This is a genomic window from Cytophagaceae bacterium ABcell3, from assembly GCA_030913385.1.
Taxonomy (GTDB): domain Bacteria; phylum Bacteroidota; class Bacteroidia; order Cytophagales; family Cytophagaceae; genus ABcell3.
The window spans coordinates 1,105,335-1,124,553 of sequence record CP133159.1; the positions used below are offsets into that span (position 1 = coordinate 1,105,335).

Annotated in this window: 11 protein-coding genes; 3 read left to right on the top strand and 8 right to left on the bottom strand. The window is 39.5% G+C overall.

Features of this window, described 5'->3' with window-relative positions:
* Positions 1 to 358 precede the first annotated feature (358 nt).
* The gene (locus RCC89_04695; GenBank protein ID WMJ72461.1) at positions 359 to 1,756 is read left to right on the top strand and encodes an NAD(P)/FAD-dependent oxidoreductase; all 1,398 of its coding nucleotides are present in this window, start codon (positions 359 to 361) and stop codon (positions 1,754 to 1,756) included.
* On the opposite strand, the gene RCC89_04700 is transcribed toward RCC89_04695, so the two are convergent.
* Genes RCC89_04700 through RCC89_04710 form a run of 3 tightly spaced genes read right to left on the bottom strand, consistent with a single transcriptional unit; the run spans position 1,734 to position 8,696 of the window.
* On the bottom strand, positions 1,734 to 3,944 hold the full coding sequence (locus RCC89_04700) for a hypothetical protein (GenBank protein ID WMJ72462.1): 2,211 nt from the start codon (positions 3,942 to 3,944) through the stop codon (positions 1,734 to 1,736). The two genes, RCC89_04695 and RCC89_04700, sit on opposite strands and share 23 nt — an antisense overlap.
* On the bottom strand, positions 3,926 to 4,930 hold the full coding sequence (locus RCC89_04705; protein ID WMJ75641.1) for a PorP/SprF family type IX secretion system membrane protein: 1,005 nt from the start codon (positions 4,928 to 4,930) through the stop codon (positions 3,926 to 3,928). The genes RCC89_04700 and RCC89_04705 overlap by 19 nt, the downstream gene beginning before the upstream one ends.
* A 4-nt stretch (positions 4,931 to 4,934) precedes the next feature.
* Positions 4,935 to 8,696, bottom strand: a complete 3,762-nt coding sequence (locus tag RCC89_04710) for a gliding motility-associated C-terminal domain-containing protein (GenBank protein WMJ72463.1) — start codon at positions 8,694 to 8,696, stop codon at positions 4,935 to 4,937.
* A 426-nt stretch (positions 8,697 to 9,122) separates the two neighbouring features.
* On the opposite strand from RCC89_04710, the gene RCC89_04715 reads away from it, so the two are divergent.
* Positions 9,123 to 10,244 carry a BamA/TamA family outer membrane protein gene (locus RCC89_04715; GenBank protein ID WMJ72464.1) on the top strand — a complete coding sequence of 374 codons (1,122 nt, stop codon included), beginning with the start codon at positions 9,123 to 9,125 and terminating at the stop codon, positions 10,242 to 10,244.
* A 72-nt stretch (positions 10,245 to 10,316) separates the two neighbouring features.
* On the opposite strand, the gene pgi is transcribed toward RCC89_04715, so the two are convergent.
* Both pgi and RCC89_04725 read right to left on the bottom strand, forming a co-directional pair.
* A complete protein-coding gene (gene pgi / locus RCC89_04720) occupies positions 10,317 to 11,960 on the bottom strand; it encodes a glucose-6-phosphate isomerase (protein ID WMJ72465.1) in 1,644 nt (547 codons plus the stop codon).
* Positions 11,961 to 12,253: 293 nt separating this feature from the next.
* Complete coding sequence (locus tag RCC89_04725; GenBank protein ID WMJ72466.1) at positions 12,254 to 13,144, bottom strand: hypothetical protein; 891 nt, start codon at positions 13,142 to 13,144, stop codon at positions 12,254 to 12,256.
* A 532-nt stretch (positions 13,145 to 13,676) separates the two neighbouring features.
* On the opposite strand from RCC89_04725, the gene RCC89_04730 reads away from it, so the two are divergent.
* Positions 13,677 to 14,054 carry a hypothetical protein gene (locus RCC89_04730; GenBank protein WMJ72467.1) on the top strand — a complete coding sequence of 126 codons (378 nt, stop codon included), beginning with the start codon at positions 13,677 to 13,679 and terminating at the stop codon, positions 14,052 to 14,054.
* 664 nt (positions 14,055 to 14,718) lie between these two features.
* Here RCC89_04730 and htpG read toward each other — a convergent pair.
* The 3 genes from htpG to RCC89_04745 all read right to left on the bottom strand — a co-directional run bounded on the left by htpG (position 14,719) and on the right by RCC89_04745 (position 19,163).
* Entirely contained in the window at positions 14,719 to 16,542 is a 1,824-nt protein-coding gene (gene htpG, locus RCC89_04735) for a molecular chaperone HtpG (protein WMJ72468.1), read from the bottom strand.
* An 87-nt stretch (positions 16,543 to 16,629) separates the two neighbouring features.
* Positions 16,630 to 18,492: an OmpA family protein gene (locus tag RCC89_04740; protein ID WMJ72469.1), complete on the bottom strand. Its 1,863-nt coding sequence runs from the start codon at positions 18,490 to 18,492 to the stop codon at positions 16,630 to 16,632.
* 185 nt (positions 18,493 to 18,677) lie between these two features.
* A complete protein-coding gene (locus RCC89_04745) occupies positions 18,678 to 19,163 on the bottom strand; it encodes a DUF4293 domain-containing protein (protein WMJ72470.1) in 486 nt (161 codons plus the stop codon).
* Positions 19,164 to 19,219 lie beyond the last annotated feature (56 nt).

Consider the following 19,219-nt stretch of genomic DNA (forward strand, 5'->3'; position numbering starts at 1 on the left):
TGTAGGACTTATATGAAATGACTGGCCCAAGGACATATAATCTGAAATATGCATTAGGATTTTCTATTGCGTGGCAAAATATATCAAATCAGACGCTTCGCTAGCATTTGGTCTTTAACCATAGAACCACTATGCTTTGCAAACCCAATACGCTGATTTTTTGTTCTTTTGCCCCTTATAACATAATCTAATGCATAATTCAGGTGAAAAGAATAAATCATTGGGTGTATTTTCTGGTTTTTTGTTTACTGGTTTGCGGCCTCTAAAAAAGCGTATTGTTTTGTTCTTTAAACATTATTATTTGTAGGCTGTTAGTAATAAAAGTTTTTCAAGGGAATTTTAAATCCATTATTTTTTTATGGAATACCGTAGTGCGAATTTTGATCTGAATAATGGGCAGGGCAAAAACGAAGAGCCGAAAAGCAGGGTGTCTATGAATATCCCTGACTCTGACAAGCCTCGGGTAGTGGTGATCGGTGGCGGCTTTGCCGGTGTCGAAATCGTCAAAACCCTTGGCAGGGACAACCCTTTTCAGGTAGTGCTGTTAGATAAGAATAATTTCCATAATTTTCAGCCTTTGATGTACCAAGTGGCTACAGCAGGCTTAGAACCTGATGCCATTGCAGCACCTTTGAGACGTATTTTTAAAGGGTATAAAGATTTTTATTTCCGAATGGCTAAGGTCAACCGGATATTTCCCTCTGAAAACTGTATTAATACCAGTATCGGGCGTTTGAAATATGATTTTTTGGTAATTGCAACTGGTTCTAAAACCAATTACTATGGCATGGAGAACGTTAAAAAGAACTCTGTGCCAATGAAAAAAATACCTGAGGCGCTAGATTTGAGGAGTAAAATCCTTCAAAATTTTGAACAGGCCTTGTTGGTTTCAGATCCAGAAGTTCGTAGTAGCCTTCTTGATGTAGTTATTGTTGGAGGAGGGCCAACAGGCGTGGAGTTGGCAGGAGCTATAGCAGAGCTCAAAAAGCATGTGCTGCCTAACGATCTCCCAGAGCTGGATTTTACTAAAATGGATATTTACCTCATTGAAGCAGCTCCTCAGCTATTGAATGGCATGTCGGCAAATGCTTCAAAAAAGGCATTGAAATACCTTGATGATTTTGGTGTTCATGTGATGCTCAATACCACTGTAAAAAATTATGATGGGTACATTGTAGAGTTTGGCGATGGCAAGAAGATTGTGAGCCAAAGCCTGATATGGGCGGCAGGCGTTATGGGCTCTATTATAGAAGGGATTGACCCTGAGGTTATCAAAGGTAACAGGTATCATGTAGATTTGTTCTGCAGGATAAAAGGATATGAAAACCTCTACTGTATTGGCGATGTCGCTGGTATGTATACACCTGAAATACCTAGAGGTCACCCTATGGTAGCGCAAGTGGCTATTCAACAAGGACGCTTAGTGGCTAAAAACCTGCTTAGAATGCACAAAAATAAAACTCCTAAGCCATTTAAATACAACGACAAAGGCAGTATGGCTACAATAGGTAGAAACCGTGCGGTAGTAGACCTGCCGAATTGGAAGTTTGCTGGTGTTTTTGCATGGCTTGTATGGATGTTTGTGCACATTATTTCTTTGGTGGGGTTTCGTAACAAGGTTGCTGTTTTCTTTAACTGGGTATGGAACTACTTTACCTATGACCGCGCTACTCGACTGATTATAAGGCCTTGGGTGAAACATGAACAAAAAAAGGAAAAATTAGAAAGAGATTCTATAAAGGTTCGGAAAGGATAAATAGAGATGCCTTGCCTGTATAACTGTTACTTTCTATTTCAATTTCAGAAAAGCTTGTTGCATTCTTAACCTTTAGCACCAGTTTAGATTGTGTACTTGGCAAAATTTCGTCTGGGGCTTGCGCTAGTGTTAGGTTTTTAGGAAACTTAATGTCTGTTATTTTTAAAGGGGCATTTCCTGTGTTGCTTAGCAAAAATGTGACTAAGCTGTTTTCTTGCAATGGGGTTTTGGCAACAGGCTTCTCTATAAATAAATGCGCATAGGCTGTATCTGATCTATTGATAATGGAGGTTTGCATTTCGACCCGCCTTGCTTTTGCTGCTGCTGTGCTGTATATGTCATTCGCCGGTGCCGTTTGATTGCTGTAGTCAATCGTATTAGTTTTATATGCTCCATAAGGAACTTCTGTAATTACCAATGACGGCAAACTGTCATTTGCGGTGTCGATGTATTTTTTAAGTACGCCACCATTAAAGGTTTTTAGATAATTTTTGATGCTCCGTATTCTTCTTAATGTTAAGTTGAAATTGTAGTTGTTAGAAGCTAAGGGTGATGCATGACCAGATAAGGTTATGTGTACTTGGTGATTTTGCTCTAGTGCTTCTAATATTTTTCCAGATAAGAGCTTCAGGTCTTGCATACCTTTTTCCACATGGGAAGAAAAGAAATGCTGAATACTTTCTTTCATTGCTGACGATATATCACTGTTGGTCGCCTCTTTTAGATAGGAAGGTTTTAAATCTATGTATGATGTATAAAGCGCTTCATAAGATTGCGATGTTTCTTGTAGTATAGAGTTTGGATCAGGTTGGTCGTTATGAAAATATAGGTTAATGGCTGAAAGGCCTTTTGGCGCCACTGGAGTTTTTTGGGCTATCCTTTGGATGGTATCAGCTTTAGGAGGCTTTTCCTCTTTTGCTTTATATCCCTTAGCTAGCCAAATGTCATTACAGCAGTTCTCGTTTCTTGAAGTTAGCGAACCTGTCCTGTTTGAAATGAATACAGCCCCTTCTTTATTAAAAGGCTTAAAATATAAATCGTTAGCACTTGAATTTATCGGGTAGCCAAGGTTTTTAGGTGTGCTAAGATTTCTCAGACTTCCTTTGCTTTGAAAAATGTCATACCCGCCTAATCCTTTGTGCCAATTGGAGCTGAAGTATAGTATTTTATTGTGCGCATCATAGTATGGAGAAATTTCATCCTCTAAAGTATTGACGGTTGGGCCCAGGTTTTTAGGAGCGCTAAATGATCCATTTTGCAGCATGCTATACCAGATGTCTAAGCCGCCCTCTCCGCCAGGCCTGTCCGACGAGAATAGAAGAACCTCTACACCATCAATTAAGACTATGGATGGATTTGTGGTTGTATACCCCTCTAAGTTAATGTTCAACGGCTGTGGACCTTTTTCTTTTTCTGTGTAGTAAATATCACACTTGAACAAATTGTCGCAAGCGGTAAAGTATAAGCGGTTGTTATAATATCCAGAGCAAGCATTAACAATGTGTTTGTCTTTCAGGGTAAAGTTTTCAAAGAGCGGTGTACGTTTTTGCCACTCTTTATTTTTATATATGGTTTGATGCAGTGTTAAATAGTTGCTGGTTTGGGTCTTTGCTTTCGGGTCAGTTTCGTCTTGAAAAGTGGAGTATAAAAGAGTGGTATCGTTTATAATACATAACCCTATTTCTGAGTAATCGGTATTCACGTTAGTGCCTGCATTAGTTATTTCTACCAACACCGAGTCTTTTACTAAGTGTTGCGCAAATTTGCAGGCTTCAATTTCTTGATTGGCCTTTTTGTAATACCATGTGTTTTTATTTTTTGTCTGTTTAGAATATTTTTCAAAGTACTGGTGTGCGGAATTGTAGTTGCCAAGATTTTTTAACATCATGCCCAGCCAAAAGGCACTTTCAGGAAAAGCCATAATGCTGTCTTTATAAAACACCTGCTTGTACTGTCGTGCAGCTTTTTCGTAATCAGCCCCTTTTTTCAAAGCCTCGGCATACGCATATTGTGTTTTTATGTTAGAAGGGTCTATGTCTAATGCTTGCTTGTAATATAAAGCTGCTCCGTAATAATCCTTTTCAGCATAAGCTTGTTCAGCATATATAAGATAATGCTTTTGCCCGTATGATGAAAAGCTAACCAGTAAACATAGCAGGGGTATGTATTTTACATAAATAGTGGGCATGTTTTATATTGCTTTCTATCCTGTTTTTCCGGTATAAGGTAAATCAGTGCAAATTCAAGGCCGCCCCTGAAATGGCTTGCTGGTACAAGGTTGCTGTAATTAAAGTCGTAGCTGGCCCCGATATATAGATCATTTATATCCATGCCTACAGAAACAATGGCGGCATCTCCAACACGGGTTGAAAGTCCAGCATAAAAGTTTTTGTTTTCATAAGGAGAAAATGACAATTTATATTTTACTTGTCCGCCTACTACTAATTCTTGAAAAGTGCCTTGCCTGGCATACATAGCGTGCGGTATAAGCCATGTCCTGCGAGTTACTTGTTGTGTTACTGAGCCATGGATTAACAAGCGCCTGTCCAGTCGGATGTCTTGGTTTGTGAAAAATGATTGCTCTGGGCGGTTAATGTTAAATAATGATGCGCCAGCATTGGCTTGTGTTTTATTCCTTCTAGGCTTGTATTCCCAGAAAAGGCCAGCTCCTAAGTTAAGGTATGTCAGGCTGGTGGTATGAAAAACCTCTGCATTTTCTATGCCTAGATAATCACTTTCAAAAACCAGGTCGTCATAATTTAAGGTTCTTTGGGCAATGCCTGGTTGTATTCCAATGTACAGGTCTTGGTTGTTGTCTAGAGAGATTTTCCAAGAGGTGGAAAAATTCACATGTAAAGTTGAGAACCTAGAGTCACCGGCTTGGTCGTAGAAGAACTGAAGCCCGGCTGCGGCTTTTTTGTTCTCTGTCAAATTTCTGGCTTCTGCAGAGGCTCCAAAGGTTTGATATGGAATGGTCACAGAGCGCCACTGAGACCTTCCAATGGCGGTAAGTCTGTAGCTTCCTTCAAAAGCACCAGTCATTCCTGGGTTTAACGTTAGGGGAGAGGCATAATATTGAGAAAAATGTATGTCCTGAGCTTGTGCGCTATTTAGAGTGAATAATGCAAAGCAAAAGAGACAGTGGGCGATATGTAGCGTCAGGGTTTTGATAATACACTTATCTTAGAAGGGTTATATTTCCTTTTTCGAAATACTTTCTTTCTCCCGGACATTTTGCTTCTAAATAATAAACAAACACCCCGGGATCTGCTGCACGCCCTTTGTAAGTTCCGTCCCAACCAATATCCTTGTTTTTTGTTTCAAAAACCTTTTCTCCCCATCGGTTATAAACGGTAAAGTAAAGCTCGTAAATATTCTCGCCTCGTACATACAGTATGTCATTTAACCCATCACCATTGGGAGAGAATGCATTGGGGACAAAAATATCCTGAGGGCCACAGAACACCTCTTTTACCACCACACTTAATGTAGTATCCCTTTGGCAGTTTTCAGCTACCGGGTCAGTAACAGTGACCGTCCATGTTGTATTGGCGTCAGGGTATACACCTACCCTCGGAGCGTTTGCATTGTTCAGCCCATCCGCCGGTGTCCAGTTGTAAATATAGCCATGTTCTGGTCTTACAGTTAATGTTACCCTTTCTCCTTGCCAAATGGTGTCAGCGGAAATCTCTGCCTCTAATGGGTCAAAGAAGAGTCCCGAAATGGATACATTGGCGGTAGCGGTTGCTGTGCAGTTGTCTTCGTTGGTGGCAGTAACAGTATATTGGGTCGTAGTGTCTGGCTGTACTGTAATAACTGACCCATCTGTCGGTGATTGTATAGATGAATGGGGTTGCCAAGTGTAGGAGAGATCTTCTGGCTCCCCTATTGCTAATAACTCTAGTGGATCTGTGTTGCATATAATGGTGTCAGGCACTGCAACGGACACATTGCTCACACGAATGGTAATGCTATCTGTAGCAGGACAGTCTTTCTCATTATAGATTTTTACATAATAAGTATTGTAAGTATCCATAGGGTCCGCACTATAGGATGAGTCTAATGGTGATTGGTTCAATATGGGGTCAAAGTCTGGATTGGTTGACCAATAGTACCGTACAGGATTACCATTTGATTGGGAGACTAACTCCAGTGGTGGGGAATCATGGCATATAACAGTATCCCCCAAGATGCCTACATTGATGCTGTCTGCGTTTATTTGGTGAAATAACGTGTCCGAGCAATTGCTGTATGAAATTACCAAGGCATATTCTTGGCTTTCCGTTACTTCTAAAATAGGGTCTGGTATGGTAGGGTCGTTAAGTCCATTTTCGGGTATCCAGGTATAATGATGATCGGTCTGTTCGTCATGCTTTCTGCCCATTTGCAACTCTGTGCCCGGGCATACGGTAGTGTCTGGCAGGTTCCATATGCTGTCTGGTCTAACTACAATTTCCTGGTAAGTGGTGTCTGAAAGATTGCAGGTGCCGCTGTCTGCGACAATAAGTTTTATTAGATAATTTCCTCCTTCTGAATACGTATGTTGTGGATTTTTTTCAGTAGAAGTGGTTCCATCTCCAAAGTCCCAAAAGTATCGGGTGCTGTTGTGAGAGGTGCTTCTATTTTCAAAGTTTAGCTCCAGATCCAGGTTGCACGTTAGCTCAGGTAGCAAGAAATCTGCATCCATGGCTGGCATATCAAAGTCAATTTTAAATACCGCACTGTTGCATGAGTGGTTGTTAGTCGGAGAAACAGCGCCGGGGTTAGGATGTATTGGGAAGTCGGAATTGTAGCCACAACCAGCACATGCTGCATGGTAAATCTTTCCACTACGGTCAAACCGACTGGTTCCACCGTCTACATGTTCATTGCTTACAGGACCTCCCATAAAAGTTGCATATGATAAGAAAGAGGCATCATCTTCCAATACCATTAAATAAAAGTCACTGCCATTGGTCGTGGATTGAAAGGCATTGGCGGTGATGTCTAAACCAGTGGTATATCCTGCATTGTTTCTGCCCAATTGGTTTGCTTCGCCACCCCATCCTGCCAGGTAGATTTTCTGACAGTGATCTACCAAAAATGCTGTTGGAGAAATATCTGGCGCCCCCGATCCAGTACCGAAGGCGGTAGACCATATGATGGAATCCAAACCTGAGGTAAATTTCGTGATAAATTGACCACTGTTAGGGTGGTTGTATTCTGCGTTATATATATATGTTTCTCCTTCTGCTTCTGTTTGTCCTAGCACGTAAACATTGTTTCTGTGATCTGTTTCAATAAAGTAAATCTGGTCGTATGAGTCATATCCATAGAAAGTTGCACGTAACAAGTCAGATCCATCTTTGCTAATGCTGGCAATATAACCATCGGAGCGCCCTGTGCCATGGTTAGGTTGTAGTATTCCGTCTGTAACTGGTGCATCAAGCGAGGCTGTGCCGCCTGCTACATAGACTTGTCCTGTACTGTCGAATGCTATTGAATACAGTGCATCTGCATGTGAGCCACCTAAAAAAGTACTCCATTCCACATCAGATAAATCTGGTTTCAATTTGACCACGCATCCGTCTAGCTCTCCCGCATGTTCAGTTTGTACAGCGTTTGCGGTAACAGGAAAATCTGTTGACCTTGTACAAGAAGCAATGTACACACTGCCTTCCTGGTCGATGTCTATTTCTCCCCTTACTTCATCCGCATAATTGTATAGAAGGTGAATATGGGTACCTAGCCCATCAGTGTTGGTGCCACCAATAAGAGTCGACCCTAAAAGGTCTGTGCCATCTTGATTGAACTTTGTCACAAACATGTCGGTGCCATCTGGGAAATAGGTGCCCATTCCACGAGGGATGTAATTGATAGGAGGACCGCCTTTGAATGTGGTGTCATAAGCATTTTCAGTAACAGGAAAATCAGGCGAACCGGTCGTGCCAAACACATATAGCTCATCCCGGTTATTGACGATCATGCTATGGGGCATTTCGTCACTTTCCCCTCCCAGAAAAGTGGAATAGATCATGAATGTACCGGTGGTGTCATATTTTGTAATGGCAATATCTACAATGCCACCATTGAACTCCCGGTCATAAGCTCCCACAGTTGTTGGGTACCAACGACCAAATGATGTGCTCCCAGAGTAGAGAAAGCCGTCTGAGTCAAAGGTGGCCGTGTACCCAAAATTGTCCGAAAATGATCCAGAGAAGGTAGAAAATATTAATTCCGGGTCTATTATAAGAGTAGCGCTTTGGTCATAACCAGAAGGAAATTCAAAGTACACACGCTTTCCTTGTATTTTAAAATTGCACGGGACAGTCTTTTTCTCTGACCCTTGTATTTGGTAGGCATAAGGTTTAGTTTCAATAATTTCCCCTACTGATGTTTCAATGATTAAATCCCCATTTCTTAATGATAAGTTATCTACCCCGTCATACTCCATTGATATTTGAGAAGGATCTCCTTCTGGTTGTATTATAAAATCATATTTTACAGAGGTCTTAGACGTGTAAACCTTCATGTCAATGTTTTCGTATAAGCTATTATAGTAAAGCTCTGTAAATGCAGAAACCCCTGATGCCCACTTTTCCGAATCTTTCCCAAGGAAAAAATTAAAGTGTTCTGGGCGCTTTTGCTGTCCAGAAACAGAGGTTTGCTGTGATGCGTTTTTAAATTTCATTTTCCAGCTATGGCCTTTTAGGCGCATCTGGTTTTTTGCTGGTGAATGCGCATGTAATAGATCAAAAAGTGTAGGATCTAATACATTCCAAGTAAAACCGTCCTTTTCAAAAAATAAAGCACCTGATGGAATTTCACTTTTAAATAAGACATAGTCGTGCCATTGACCTTTATTTTCTATGAATTTTAAAGGCGTCTCTTCCGGTGGCTTATGTCCGGACGCTAAAAATGAAATGATTAAGCCAATGAAGAAGCAAAATGATTTCTTCATTATCCTGCAATTAAGTGTATTAAATTTCTGCATTTTTAATGAAAAAATCACTTATTATCTTAGAATTTTTACAAAAGTGCCTTTTGTGTAGCATATAGGTGAATTTAGGGTGTTCATTACATGTCTTTATTTTTTATTTGTATAGGATTGGTCTTTTGTTCAGCGACCGCTCCCTATTCCAGCACGTGGTGAAAAGTGAAGTTGCAATATTGTTTTCCCTGTAAATTTATTTGAGACCTATTGCTTGTATGTCTTACAAGAGATTCCTTTGAATTAAAGACCAATGGGAATTTTATGGGGTGTTCGTCCGTTTATGATACATCAACTAAGTCTGATTGTAAAAATTGGGTTTCGTAATTAATGAAAAGCATAAAACAACGCTTTGTGTCGTAGTCTTGGTTTTTATTAATCAAGCCTTTATAGCTGATGTATTATACTATTTTGAAAATACTTTTCCTTTCGCTCTTGCTGTCAATTTTTACCTCTTATGGTGCGGCTGGAAATGGGAAGCCAGGAGACCCTGACAATCCATCGGATACTTTGGAAGAAAGTAAAGGGTTTATGGCGCTTCCATTATTTTACTATACCCCAGATACCCGTTTTGCTTTTGGTGCTTTAGGGGTTACCTACTTTCGATTGAAAGGCCAAGAGGGCACTACACGTCTTTCTCATGCTAAGTTGATGTCTAATTATACCTTGAACAATCAGTTAGATGTTTATGGGTCTTGGGATATATTTTTGCCTGATGAGAAGTATTATATTAAAGGTGTTTTGAGGTACCGGAATTTTCCAGACCGCTTTTATGGTGTAGGTAATATGAGTGAGCCGGTTTATGAAAATTTTGACTACAGCTACTTTACCTTTAAGAAATTGGTCATGAGAAAGGTGCGCCCCAATTTGTTTTTAGGAGGCGACTTTCATTTTAACTATGCTTATGGGTTTGACTTGGAACAAGATAAGCTTTTAAGTACAGGGAGGATTTCGGGGCATGACGGAGGTCTGACTTCAGGCTTAGGTCTCGTCGGTATTTATGACTCCCGAGACAATGTGGTTTATCCTTCAAAGGGTGTCTTTTTCGAAGCGTCTTCTTATTTCTACGGTGGGTATTTGGGAAGCGATTTTAACTATACAAATTTAAACCTTGTCTTTAGTACTTATAAAAAAGTATTTAACAGAGGTGTGTTGGCTGCCAATGTCACTGGAAATTTTAACCATGGTGATATTCCTTTTACCAGTATGGCTTTTGCCGGTAGTGATGAAATCCTTAGGGGCTACTCAAAGAACAGGTACAGAGATAATAATTTCCTTGGTACACAGGTTGAATACCGTATGCCTGTGATCGGGCGCTTTGGTATTGCTTGCTTTGCCGGGATAGGTGATGTTTTTGAAAATATTAGCGATGTTGGTTTGAATACATTAAAGTATTCGTATGGAGGCGGAATACGGTACACAATCAATGAAAAGGAACACCTGAATATAAGGCTGGATTATGGAATTGGTAGGGGAGGGAATAACGGGTTTTACATTATGGTATCAGAAGCCTTCTAATCGGAGAATAAGTTAACACCGCATAAAAAAAGCCACCTTCTAAAGGTGGCTTTGGTATTATATGGCTGTACTTTATCGGTTTTTCTTAAAGAAGTTGATGAGGCCATTGGTTGAGCTGTCATGAGAGGCAACCTCTTGGTCGTCTTTTAACTCTCCTAAAATAGCTTTTGCCAACTGCTTTCCTAACTCTACGCCCCACTGATCAAAAGAGTTGACGTTCCAGATAACACCTTGAACAAAGATCTTATGCTCATACATAGCTATAAGTGCGCCCAATACTTCTGGAGTTAGCTTTTTGAAGAAAATAGAGTTAGTAGGGGTGTTTCCAGGAAAAACCTTATGAGGAAGAAGTGCTTTAAGCTGTTCGTCTGATAATCCTTCGTTCTGTAGCTCTGCACGTGCTTCTTCTTCTGTTTTACCTTTCATCAAAGCTTCTGTTTGTGCAAAGAAGTTTGCCAGAAGTTTTTCATGATGGTCGCCCACTGGGTTTTGTGTTTGTACCGGTGCCAAGAAGTCACAAGGTATAAGCTTGGTTCCCTGATGGATAAGCTGGTAAAATGCATGTTGGCCATTGGTGCCTGGCTCTCCCCAAATGATTGGGCCAGTGGTATAATTTGCCACTTTGCCATCTTTGGTTACCCTTTTGCCATTGCTTTCCATATCTCCTTGCTGAAAATATGCAGCAAACCGGTGCATGTACTGATCGTAAGGGAGGATGGCATGAGTTTCGGCATCAAAAAAATTGTTGTACCAAACACCAAGTAGCGCAAGAACTACAGGTATGTTTTTCTCAAATGCTGTATCCCTGAAATGGACATCCATCTCATGTGCACCAGATAAAAGTTTCTCAAAATTGTCAAAACCAATATATACAGCAATAGAAAGTCCTATGGCAGACCATAGAGAGTAACGTCCGCCAACCCAATCCCAAAACTCAAACATATTGTCTGTATCAATACCGAAAGCAGCAACCGCTTTTTCATTGGTAGAGAGTGCCACAAAATGCCTGGCTACACAGTTATGATCGCCACATTTTACAAGGAACCAATTTTTGGCTGTTTCGGCATTGGTTATTGTTTCTTGTGTGGTAAAGGTTTTAGAGGCAATGATAAACACAGTTGTTTCAGGGTCGACCTTTTTCAGTACCTCCGAAACATGTGTGCCATCGACATTAGATACAAAGTGGACATTTAGTCCCTCTTTTCCGTAAGGTTTAAGTGCTTCTGTAACCATATAAGGGCCAAGGTCAGAACCGCCAATGCCGATATTGACTATATCCGTTATGGCCTTGCCAGTATACCCTTTCCAGCTTCCACTTCTGATGTCATCGCAAAACTTTTTCATTTTGCCTAGCACCTCATTTACAGCAGGCATCACATCTTTTCCGTCTACCATGATAGGCGTGTTAGCCCTATTTCTTAGTGCTGTGTGAAGTACCGCTCTGTTTTCAGTAGTATTTATCTTTTCTCCTGAAAACATGGCGTCTATCGCATCCCTCAGTCCAGCTTCACGGGCTAGTTCAACTAGCAACTTCATGGTTTCTTCTGTTACCCTATTCTTGGAGTAATCCAGAAGGATGTCATTAAACTGTATAGAAAATTTTGAAAATCTTTTTTGATCCTCATTGAACAATTCTCTCATTTGCAGCTTTGATGCTGTCTTGTAATGGTTTTGGAGACTTTTCCAGGAGGTATAACCGGTTAGGTTGTTGCTCATAGTTTAATACTATTAGATAAGAACATTTTTCAAGCTTCAAATATAATGAAATGAGAATAGGAATTTAAAAAGGGGTAATATCTTTTATAAACTTTAACCTGAAATATGCATGAGGATCTTCTATTAGGTGGCAAAATAACTTCAAATCAGACGCTTCGCTTGCATTTGGTTTTTAACCGTAGAACCACAATGCTTTGCAAACCAAACACGCTGATTTTTTGTTCTTTTGCCCCTCATAAAGAAATCTAATGCATAATCCATTTTAAAAAATATGGACGAGCAAAAAAACCATTTTACTTTTTCGCCCGTTTGCCCTTTTTAGGGTCATAGAAAGGTTCTCCGTTTCTTATGAGCACGTTGCCTTGCTCATCCCACTCACTAAGAACATAGGGTTCGCTGTCGTCCGTATAGGGGTTCATTGGATATTTGGTTTCCTTCTTTTTTTTGTTTTTGTCGGGAAAATATTCTATCCAAATACCTATTTTATGACCATCCAAATATTTGCCATACTCAAGCACCTGTCCATTTTCTTTAAAACGGTAATATTCGCCATGCAACTCGTCATAGCGAAGGGGCTTAACTTCTTTTATTTTGGTTTTGGCCGGATCGTAATAAGTGATTTTAGAATCTTTTAAAAAGCCTCTTTTATACTTTGTTTTGTCCAGCAGGTTGTATTCTTTGTCATACCTTTCCCATCGTCCATGTTTCATTCCTACATAAAAAATACCCTCTTCTATGAGCTCGCCCCCTACTAATTTCTTGTAAGGGCCATGTAATATTTTGTACGGGATGTTCTTTTTGTCAAGCTCTTCAAGGGAAGAAACCTCTAATATTTTCTTCTTTTTTATGTCAAAAACATGAAGAGACTTTATATAAGGGTCTGGCTCAAGAGGTTTTTTAAGATAGTAGAACATCTCTAAAGTCTGCCTGGGCCCTTTCCCTTTTCGGATAAACGACCTTTTGGTTTTGATCCCATAAAAGACTTTTTTCTTAATCTTTTTCTTCGCAGACCTACTGTCGTCTTTCTCTTCCTCTTCTTCTTCATCTTCGTCTAGTAGGGTGTCCAGTCTAGGTATAGAGTCGTTTCTTGCCTTGCGAGGATTTTTTTGGGCAAGCACTTCTGTAGAACAAAGCATTAGCAGGACAACCCATATAGTTAAAATACGTGGTAATAACATGTTCATAGTCCTGAAGCAGAAAAATACACTTTTTAATACTAACTGAAACACTTGTTCTTTATTATTGCTATTGCTGGTTTTTTTCAATAGACTTAGTTCGAAATATTAAAATAAGATTTCATGTGTATGTTAAACTGTTTAAAAATCAAATGTTTCCATTTAAATTGTACCAGCTTTACTAATATTTTAACACCTGAAATCGCTAGTGGTTATCAAGGTTGTGCAAAAATACAATAAATCAGTTTGGCAGCAGCATAAAAGATATATTTCAGGTTTGACTGGGCAGGGGCATGGTCAGCTTATTTAAGAGGTTGGGATACTTCGATATTTAAAGGATATGAAAAGTCCTGCGGGTTGTTTGAATCTATCAGGTATTTACAGTAAATTGAAAGAAAGGGGAGGTAAATACAGGGGGCTGGGTTTAACGCCTAGTAATTTACAATTTTAAATTGAATGAGACTACTCGTTATTCTTTTGCTATTTGTTACATTAAGGCTGTGTAAATACTCAAAGACTTAAAGTTAGAATTAATTCTAATTTGTCAGAAGCAAATACTTTTAGAATTAATGAAGATTCAACTATAAGCGCTTTTGTTAAGGTTGGTTATTATAAAAAAGGGGTTATTCATTCCTTTCACCTTGAAGGGTTAAAGATTGATCTCAATCCTAAAAAAATTAAGATCAATAATAGAATTTGTCTTGCTGATTCTAATACAGTGAAGGTAGATTGTTCGGTGTTAAATAACTCTTATGATGGATTTCAAGAAAGAGGATTAGCTGGTTGGGTTAAGGTGAATTCGATCAATCAAGATAAAGGGATTGTTAAATTAAGCATGGATATTACAGTAGACGGCGCCTGGCGAACAGAGAAGAAAAGGTATAAGGGAAATTACAAATTAGAAAAAGAAAGCAGGTGACATTAGTTATATTAAGACCGCAGATCGGCGTTGAAAATTATTAAGAACATATCGACCTAGTTAAAAAAAGACAAGATTCAAGAATTCTTTATGGAATAGCATTGGCAATCCTTTCTTAAATAGCTAAAGCTATTGAGGGGTTTTAATACTGAGACTAATAAAGCTGAAAAGGGGCAAAATCTTTAAACGAGATTTTGAGAAATAATTCGGTATTAACTATTACGCCCCTTCAGGGCTTTGGGCAATGTTTGTTGTCTGGTACAATGGGCTGTTGCCCATTGTTATATATTACGCACCTTTGGTGCTATGCTAACGTTTTCTAGGTGTTCCTTAAGGATTTTAGATCCATGTGATAAAAAGGGGAAATTTTGAAAGTGCCGATGAAATCCGTTTGTTAATGATTTTAGTAAAGCTCCAAAGGAGCGAAATAATTAACTCAGGGGTGTGGCCCTGAGGAATGAACAATGTAACTTAAATCAAAGCCCTGAAGGGGCGAAATATTTATCTGGTACAATGTGCCATTTAATAAGTTGGCCTGAGCCTGCCAAAACCAGAGCAGTAGAAATGATACAGGTGTTAATATTATTCTTGGTCAGAAGAAAAAATAACCCCTTCGTCAGGATGTCCTTCGGAAGGGGTTGGTTGGTATGTGAGTTAACACTGCTTACACACAGGCAATGCTAATGCTGTTTTTTATAAAGTTTGTCAAGTCTTTACCAGTCAGCATTCCCTGAGAAAGTAGCGCTAGGTCGCATGCTTGTTTGGCCAGTTTTGTTTGCGTGTCTTCGTTTTCTTCTTTCAACAATTTTTGCATCAACTGGTGGTTGCCGTTTACCACTACATTAGTTGTGTCAGGCATTTGTCCCATAAAGTTCATGCCTCCACCACCCATGGCCGACATATCTTTCATTCTGCGGATGAACTCGGGCTGGGTAACAGTAACAGGCATTTCGTCTACAGGCAAAGCTTCTACATTCAGGGCCATGTTTTTGCCTTCTAGTGCTTTTTCAAAGATCTTTTTAAGTTTTTCTTCCTCGTCTTTAGAAAGCACACTTTCTGTTTTCTGGTCTTTTTCTATGAGTTTTTCTACACTGTCGGAATCGACACGTTTTAGCGAAAACTTCTCTAGCTTTCGTTCCAGCAGGTTTATGAAGTGACTATCTATGATAGTGTCAAATTGTAAAACATCATAGTTCCTCTTATGGGCAGAGTCTATATAAGCATCTTGCTTTCCAGGGTCTGTTGAATACAAAGCCACCACATTGCCTTCTTTGTCTGTTTGGTGCTCTTTGATTTTTTCTTTGTATTCCTCTAAAGTTGCATATTTTCCGTCAGTGCTTTTTAGCAGACAAAAGTCTTTGGCCTTGTCGTAAAACTTGTCCTCACTGATCATGCCGTATTTTACAAAAACATTAATGTCGTCCCACTTCTGCTCATAAGCAGCTTTGTCCTTATTGTATAGTTCAGACAATTTGTCCGCTACCTTTTTGGTAATGTGCGAGTTGATTTTCTTTACATTAGAGTCTGCTTGTAAGAAGCTTCTAGAAACATTCAGAGGAATGTCAGGAGAGTCTATTACTCCATGCAGAAGCATCAGAAACTCTGGAACTACGTCTTTTACCTCGTCTGTTATAAATACTTGCCTAGAGTAAAGCTGTATTTTGTTTCTGCTTACCTCTATATCACTCTTAATTTTAGGGAAATATAAAATACCTGTTAGGTTGAACGGGTAATCTACATTTAAGTGAATCCAGAAAAGAGGGTCTTCTGAAAAAGGGTATAGTTCTTTATAGAATTTTAGGTAATCTTCATCTTTTAGTCCTGAAGGGGACTTAGTCCAAAGTGGCTCAGGGTTGTTAATTACTTCGCCATCAAACTCTATCTCTACCGGAAGGAACTTACAGTATTTTTCAAGAATTCCTTTAATTCTTAGCTTGTCAAGGAACTCACTGGAGTCCTCAGCAATATGAAGAACTACATCAGTTCCTCTACTGTCTTTTTCAGTGGCAGTTATTTCAAATTCTGTTGAACCGTCGCACTCCCAACGGGCGGCTTCAGTACCCTCTTTATAAGACTTTGTGATCAGCTCTACTTTTTCTGCTACCATAAAAGAAGAGTAGAACCCAAGACCAAAGTGCCCTATGATTTGTTTGTCATCACCTTTGTCTTTGTATTTTTCAACAAATTCGGTAGCGCCAGAAAAAGCGATCTGGTTAATATATTTTTTGATTTCTTCTGCTGTCATACCAATACCTTTATCGCTAATGGTAATGGTCTTGGCTTCTTCGTCCAGTGATACTTTGATTTTTACATCTCCTGTTTCACCCGAATATTCGCCTAAAGAAGACAATCTTTTGATTTTTTGAGTGGCATCAACAGCGTTGGAAACAAGTTCTCTTAAAAAAATCTCATGATCCGAATACAGAAATTTCTTGATAATTGGGAAAATGTTTTCGGTATGAATCGAAATGGTACCTTTTTCTTCCATTGCTTACATTAATTTTTGTTCCCTCAGGTTTTTTCAATTTTCATTCCAATACCATGAAAAACACATTTACCTGTCATGATGTCAGGCTTAGAGTACCTTAAATTCTGTTCTTCTGTTGTTTTGTCTGCCTTCTTCCGTTTCATTGGTGTCAATAGGCTGGCTGCTTCCAAAACCTTGGTAGGTCATTCTGTTTGCAGGCACGCCATTTTCTACCAAATAATCATAAACGGCTTTTGCCCTTTTCTCAGAGAGCTGTTTGTTGATGTCATTATTTCCGGTGTTATCAGTGTGTCCTGAAATCTCTATCCGGATTTGGCGGTTTTCCAACAGGAGCCTTGCCAACCGCTGAAGTTCTGTTATAGATTCGCTGCTAAGCACATCTTCTCCTGTATTGAAAAATATATTTTTTAGAACTACTTTTGATCCTGATTTCAAAGGCATTAGGTCAATGTCTCTGTACATTTCTTTATAACCATCCTTAGGGTTAAAGTTGATGTTTTCAGAATAGAAAACGTAACCATCTTTTTCTACGGTTACATTGTAGTTTTTGCCTGAAGGTAGCGAGACCAAATAATTTCCACTAGACTGGTTGGAGTGAAATTCTGCTAAAAGCTCCCTTGAACTGTTGTCTGTAATGGTAATTTCAGCCTCTAACGGTTTGCCTGTTTCAGCGTCTTTGACTTTCCCTTTTAAAAGTGCTAGCTCCGGCCCTTTGTCTTTTACAGGCATGCGGATGGTATAGATGTCTTGTTTGCCAAGCCCTCCTTCGCGGTCTGAGGAATAAAGGCCGATTTTGGCATCGGCTGCCAGTACAAAAAACACATCGTTGCCTGCGGTATTAATAGGGTATCCTAAATTTTCGGGTTTGGTCCAAGATCCATCTGGTTTCAGAGTGACTTTAAAAACATCATACTCGCCCATTGAGGAGTGGCCTTTTGAGCTGAAATATAAAGTCTTACCGTCTGGGTGCATAAAAGGTGCGTCTTCATCATATTCAGTATTGAAAGGCAGTTTCCTAGGTTTAGACCAGTTGCCTTTGACCGTTTTGCTGCACATATAAATGTCCTTGTTTGACTTATAGTCAGCAGCCCTTACAAAGAACAGCATTCTGCCATCAGGAGATACGCAGGCAGAGCTTTCAAAAAATGGGGAATTTACTTCTTCAATAGGCTTGGGGTTGCTCCATTTTTTTCCTTTCAGCTCCGAGGTATAGATATCGCCTCCATTGCTTCCTTTGTAAATAAACATCGTTTGCCCATCGGCAGATATTCCTATACAGGCATCATGCCCGTCGCCATTTAGCGGTGGCCCCACGTTTTCAGGTGCTTCCCACGCCCCGCCTCTATTTACGGATGTGTAAATATCTTCGTAGTACATACCGTCTGGGGCTTTTTTCCCACCTGTAGAGCCTGGCCTCCTGGATGTAAAATAGAGCCTTGATAGGTCTGCTGTAATATAGGGCAGGTATTCTGGATGTTCTGTGTTTATGCTTTTGCCAGCATTCGTGATTTTAATTTTTTCTGCATTGGATACATAGGACTTGCCATATTGGCACTCTTTGATGTATTTGGAGATTGCTTTTTTATTTTTATTGCCAGGGTCTGAGTTTTTATAGGCTTCAATAGCTTTATCAAACTGGTGGTCCAAATGGTATGCTCGTGCCAATGTGAAATACATATCTAAGGTTGGCTTTTCTGCGTACTTAACTGCATTATTGGCATAGTAAAGCAGTTTTTTGTTTGAAGACATGTTTAGGTGACAGAGCGCTGTCTTATGGTTAAGCTCGGCGTCTTCTGGCGATTTTCCAAGAAGCTGCTCGAAATATTCAAGCGCTTGTGCGTATTCTCCTGACTCTAAAGCTGCTTCCGCTTTTTTTAAAATCCTGCCATCTTGAGCATGTAAGTTGAACGAACAGATAAAAATGAATATCAATAAAGAATATTTAACCATTATCAGCAATTATAATGATGAACTAAACAGGTGAGTACTTCAGCTTAAACCTGAAATTGCAATTTTTCTCTTGAAGAGTTCTATCGCATTATTCAGGTTTAACGAAAAAAAACTTTAAAAGATATAAAAAAGCAGCAGATGATATACCGTCTGCTGCTTTTATGGGGTGTTTTGTTCTTAAAATTTTACCTAAGCCTATCTACCGACCTAACCAGTTTTTCATCTTTTTTAATATACTTGTTGGCTAACCATGTGAGGACAATGGCTGCTATAGGCAAATAGAAACCAGTTTGGAAATTTTCGCTTTCGGTCTCGGTAAAATAGTTTCTTGCTCTACTTATAGCCAAGAAATATGTACCAATGAGTGCAGAAAGCAAAAGTAGGTTAAATGAACAGAGACGCATTTGCAAAATCCTGTTTTTAAACCTGAAAATGGTGAATAAAGCAGTTATGGCCGATAAAATGGCCAATGATGCAATATAAGCAGCACCCTCTGCTGGCTCGGTTTGTGTGTCAATGCTTATTGCAAAAGCATCTACCAGCGCAGTTATTTGTGCTTGTTCGCCTGCATCGGCTGCTGAGCCTATGCCTGTCCAGATCGGGAAAAATAAGATTAGTAAAGCTAAAATTGCTGCCCCAAACAGAAAGAGGCTTTGTACTCGTTGTATCATAGATTTGAAAAATTTAAATTGCAGATCGCAAAAATAACAATCGCAGGCTTATAACC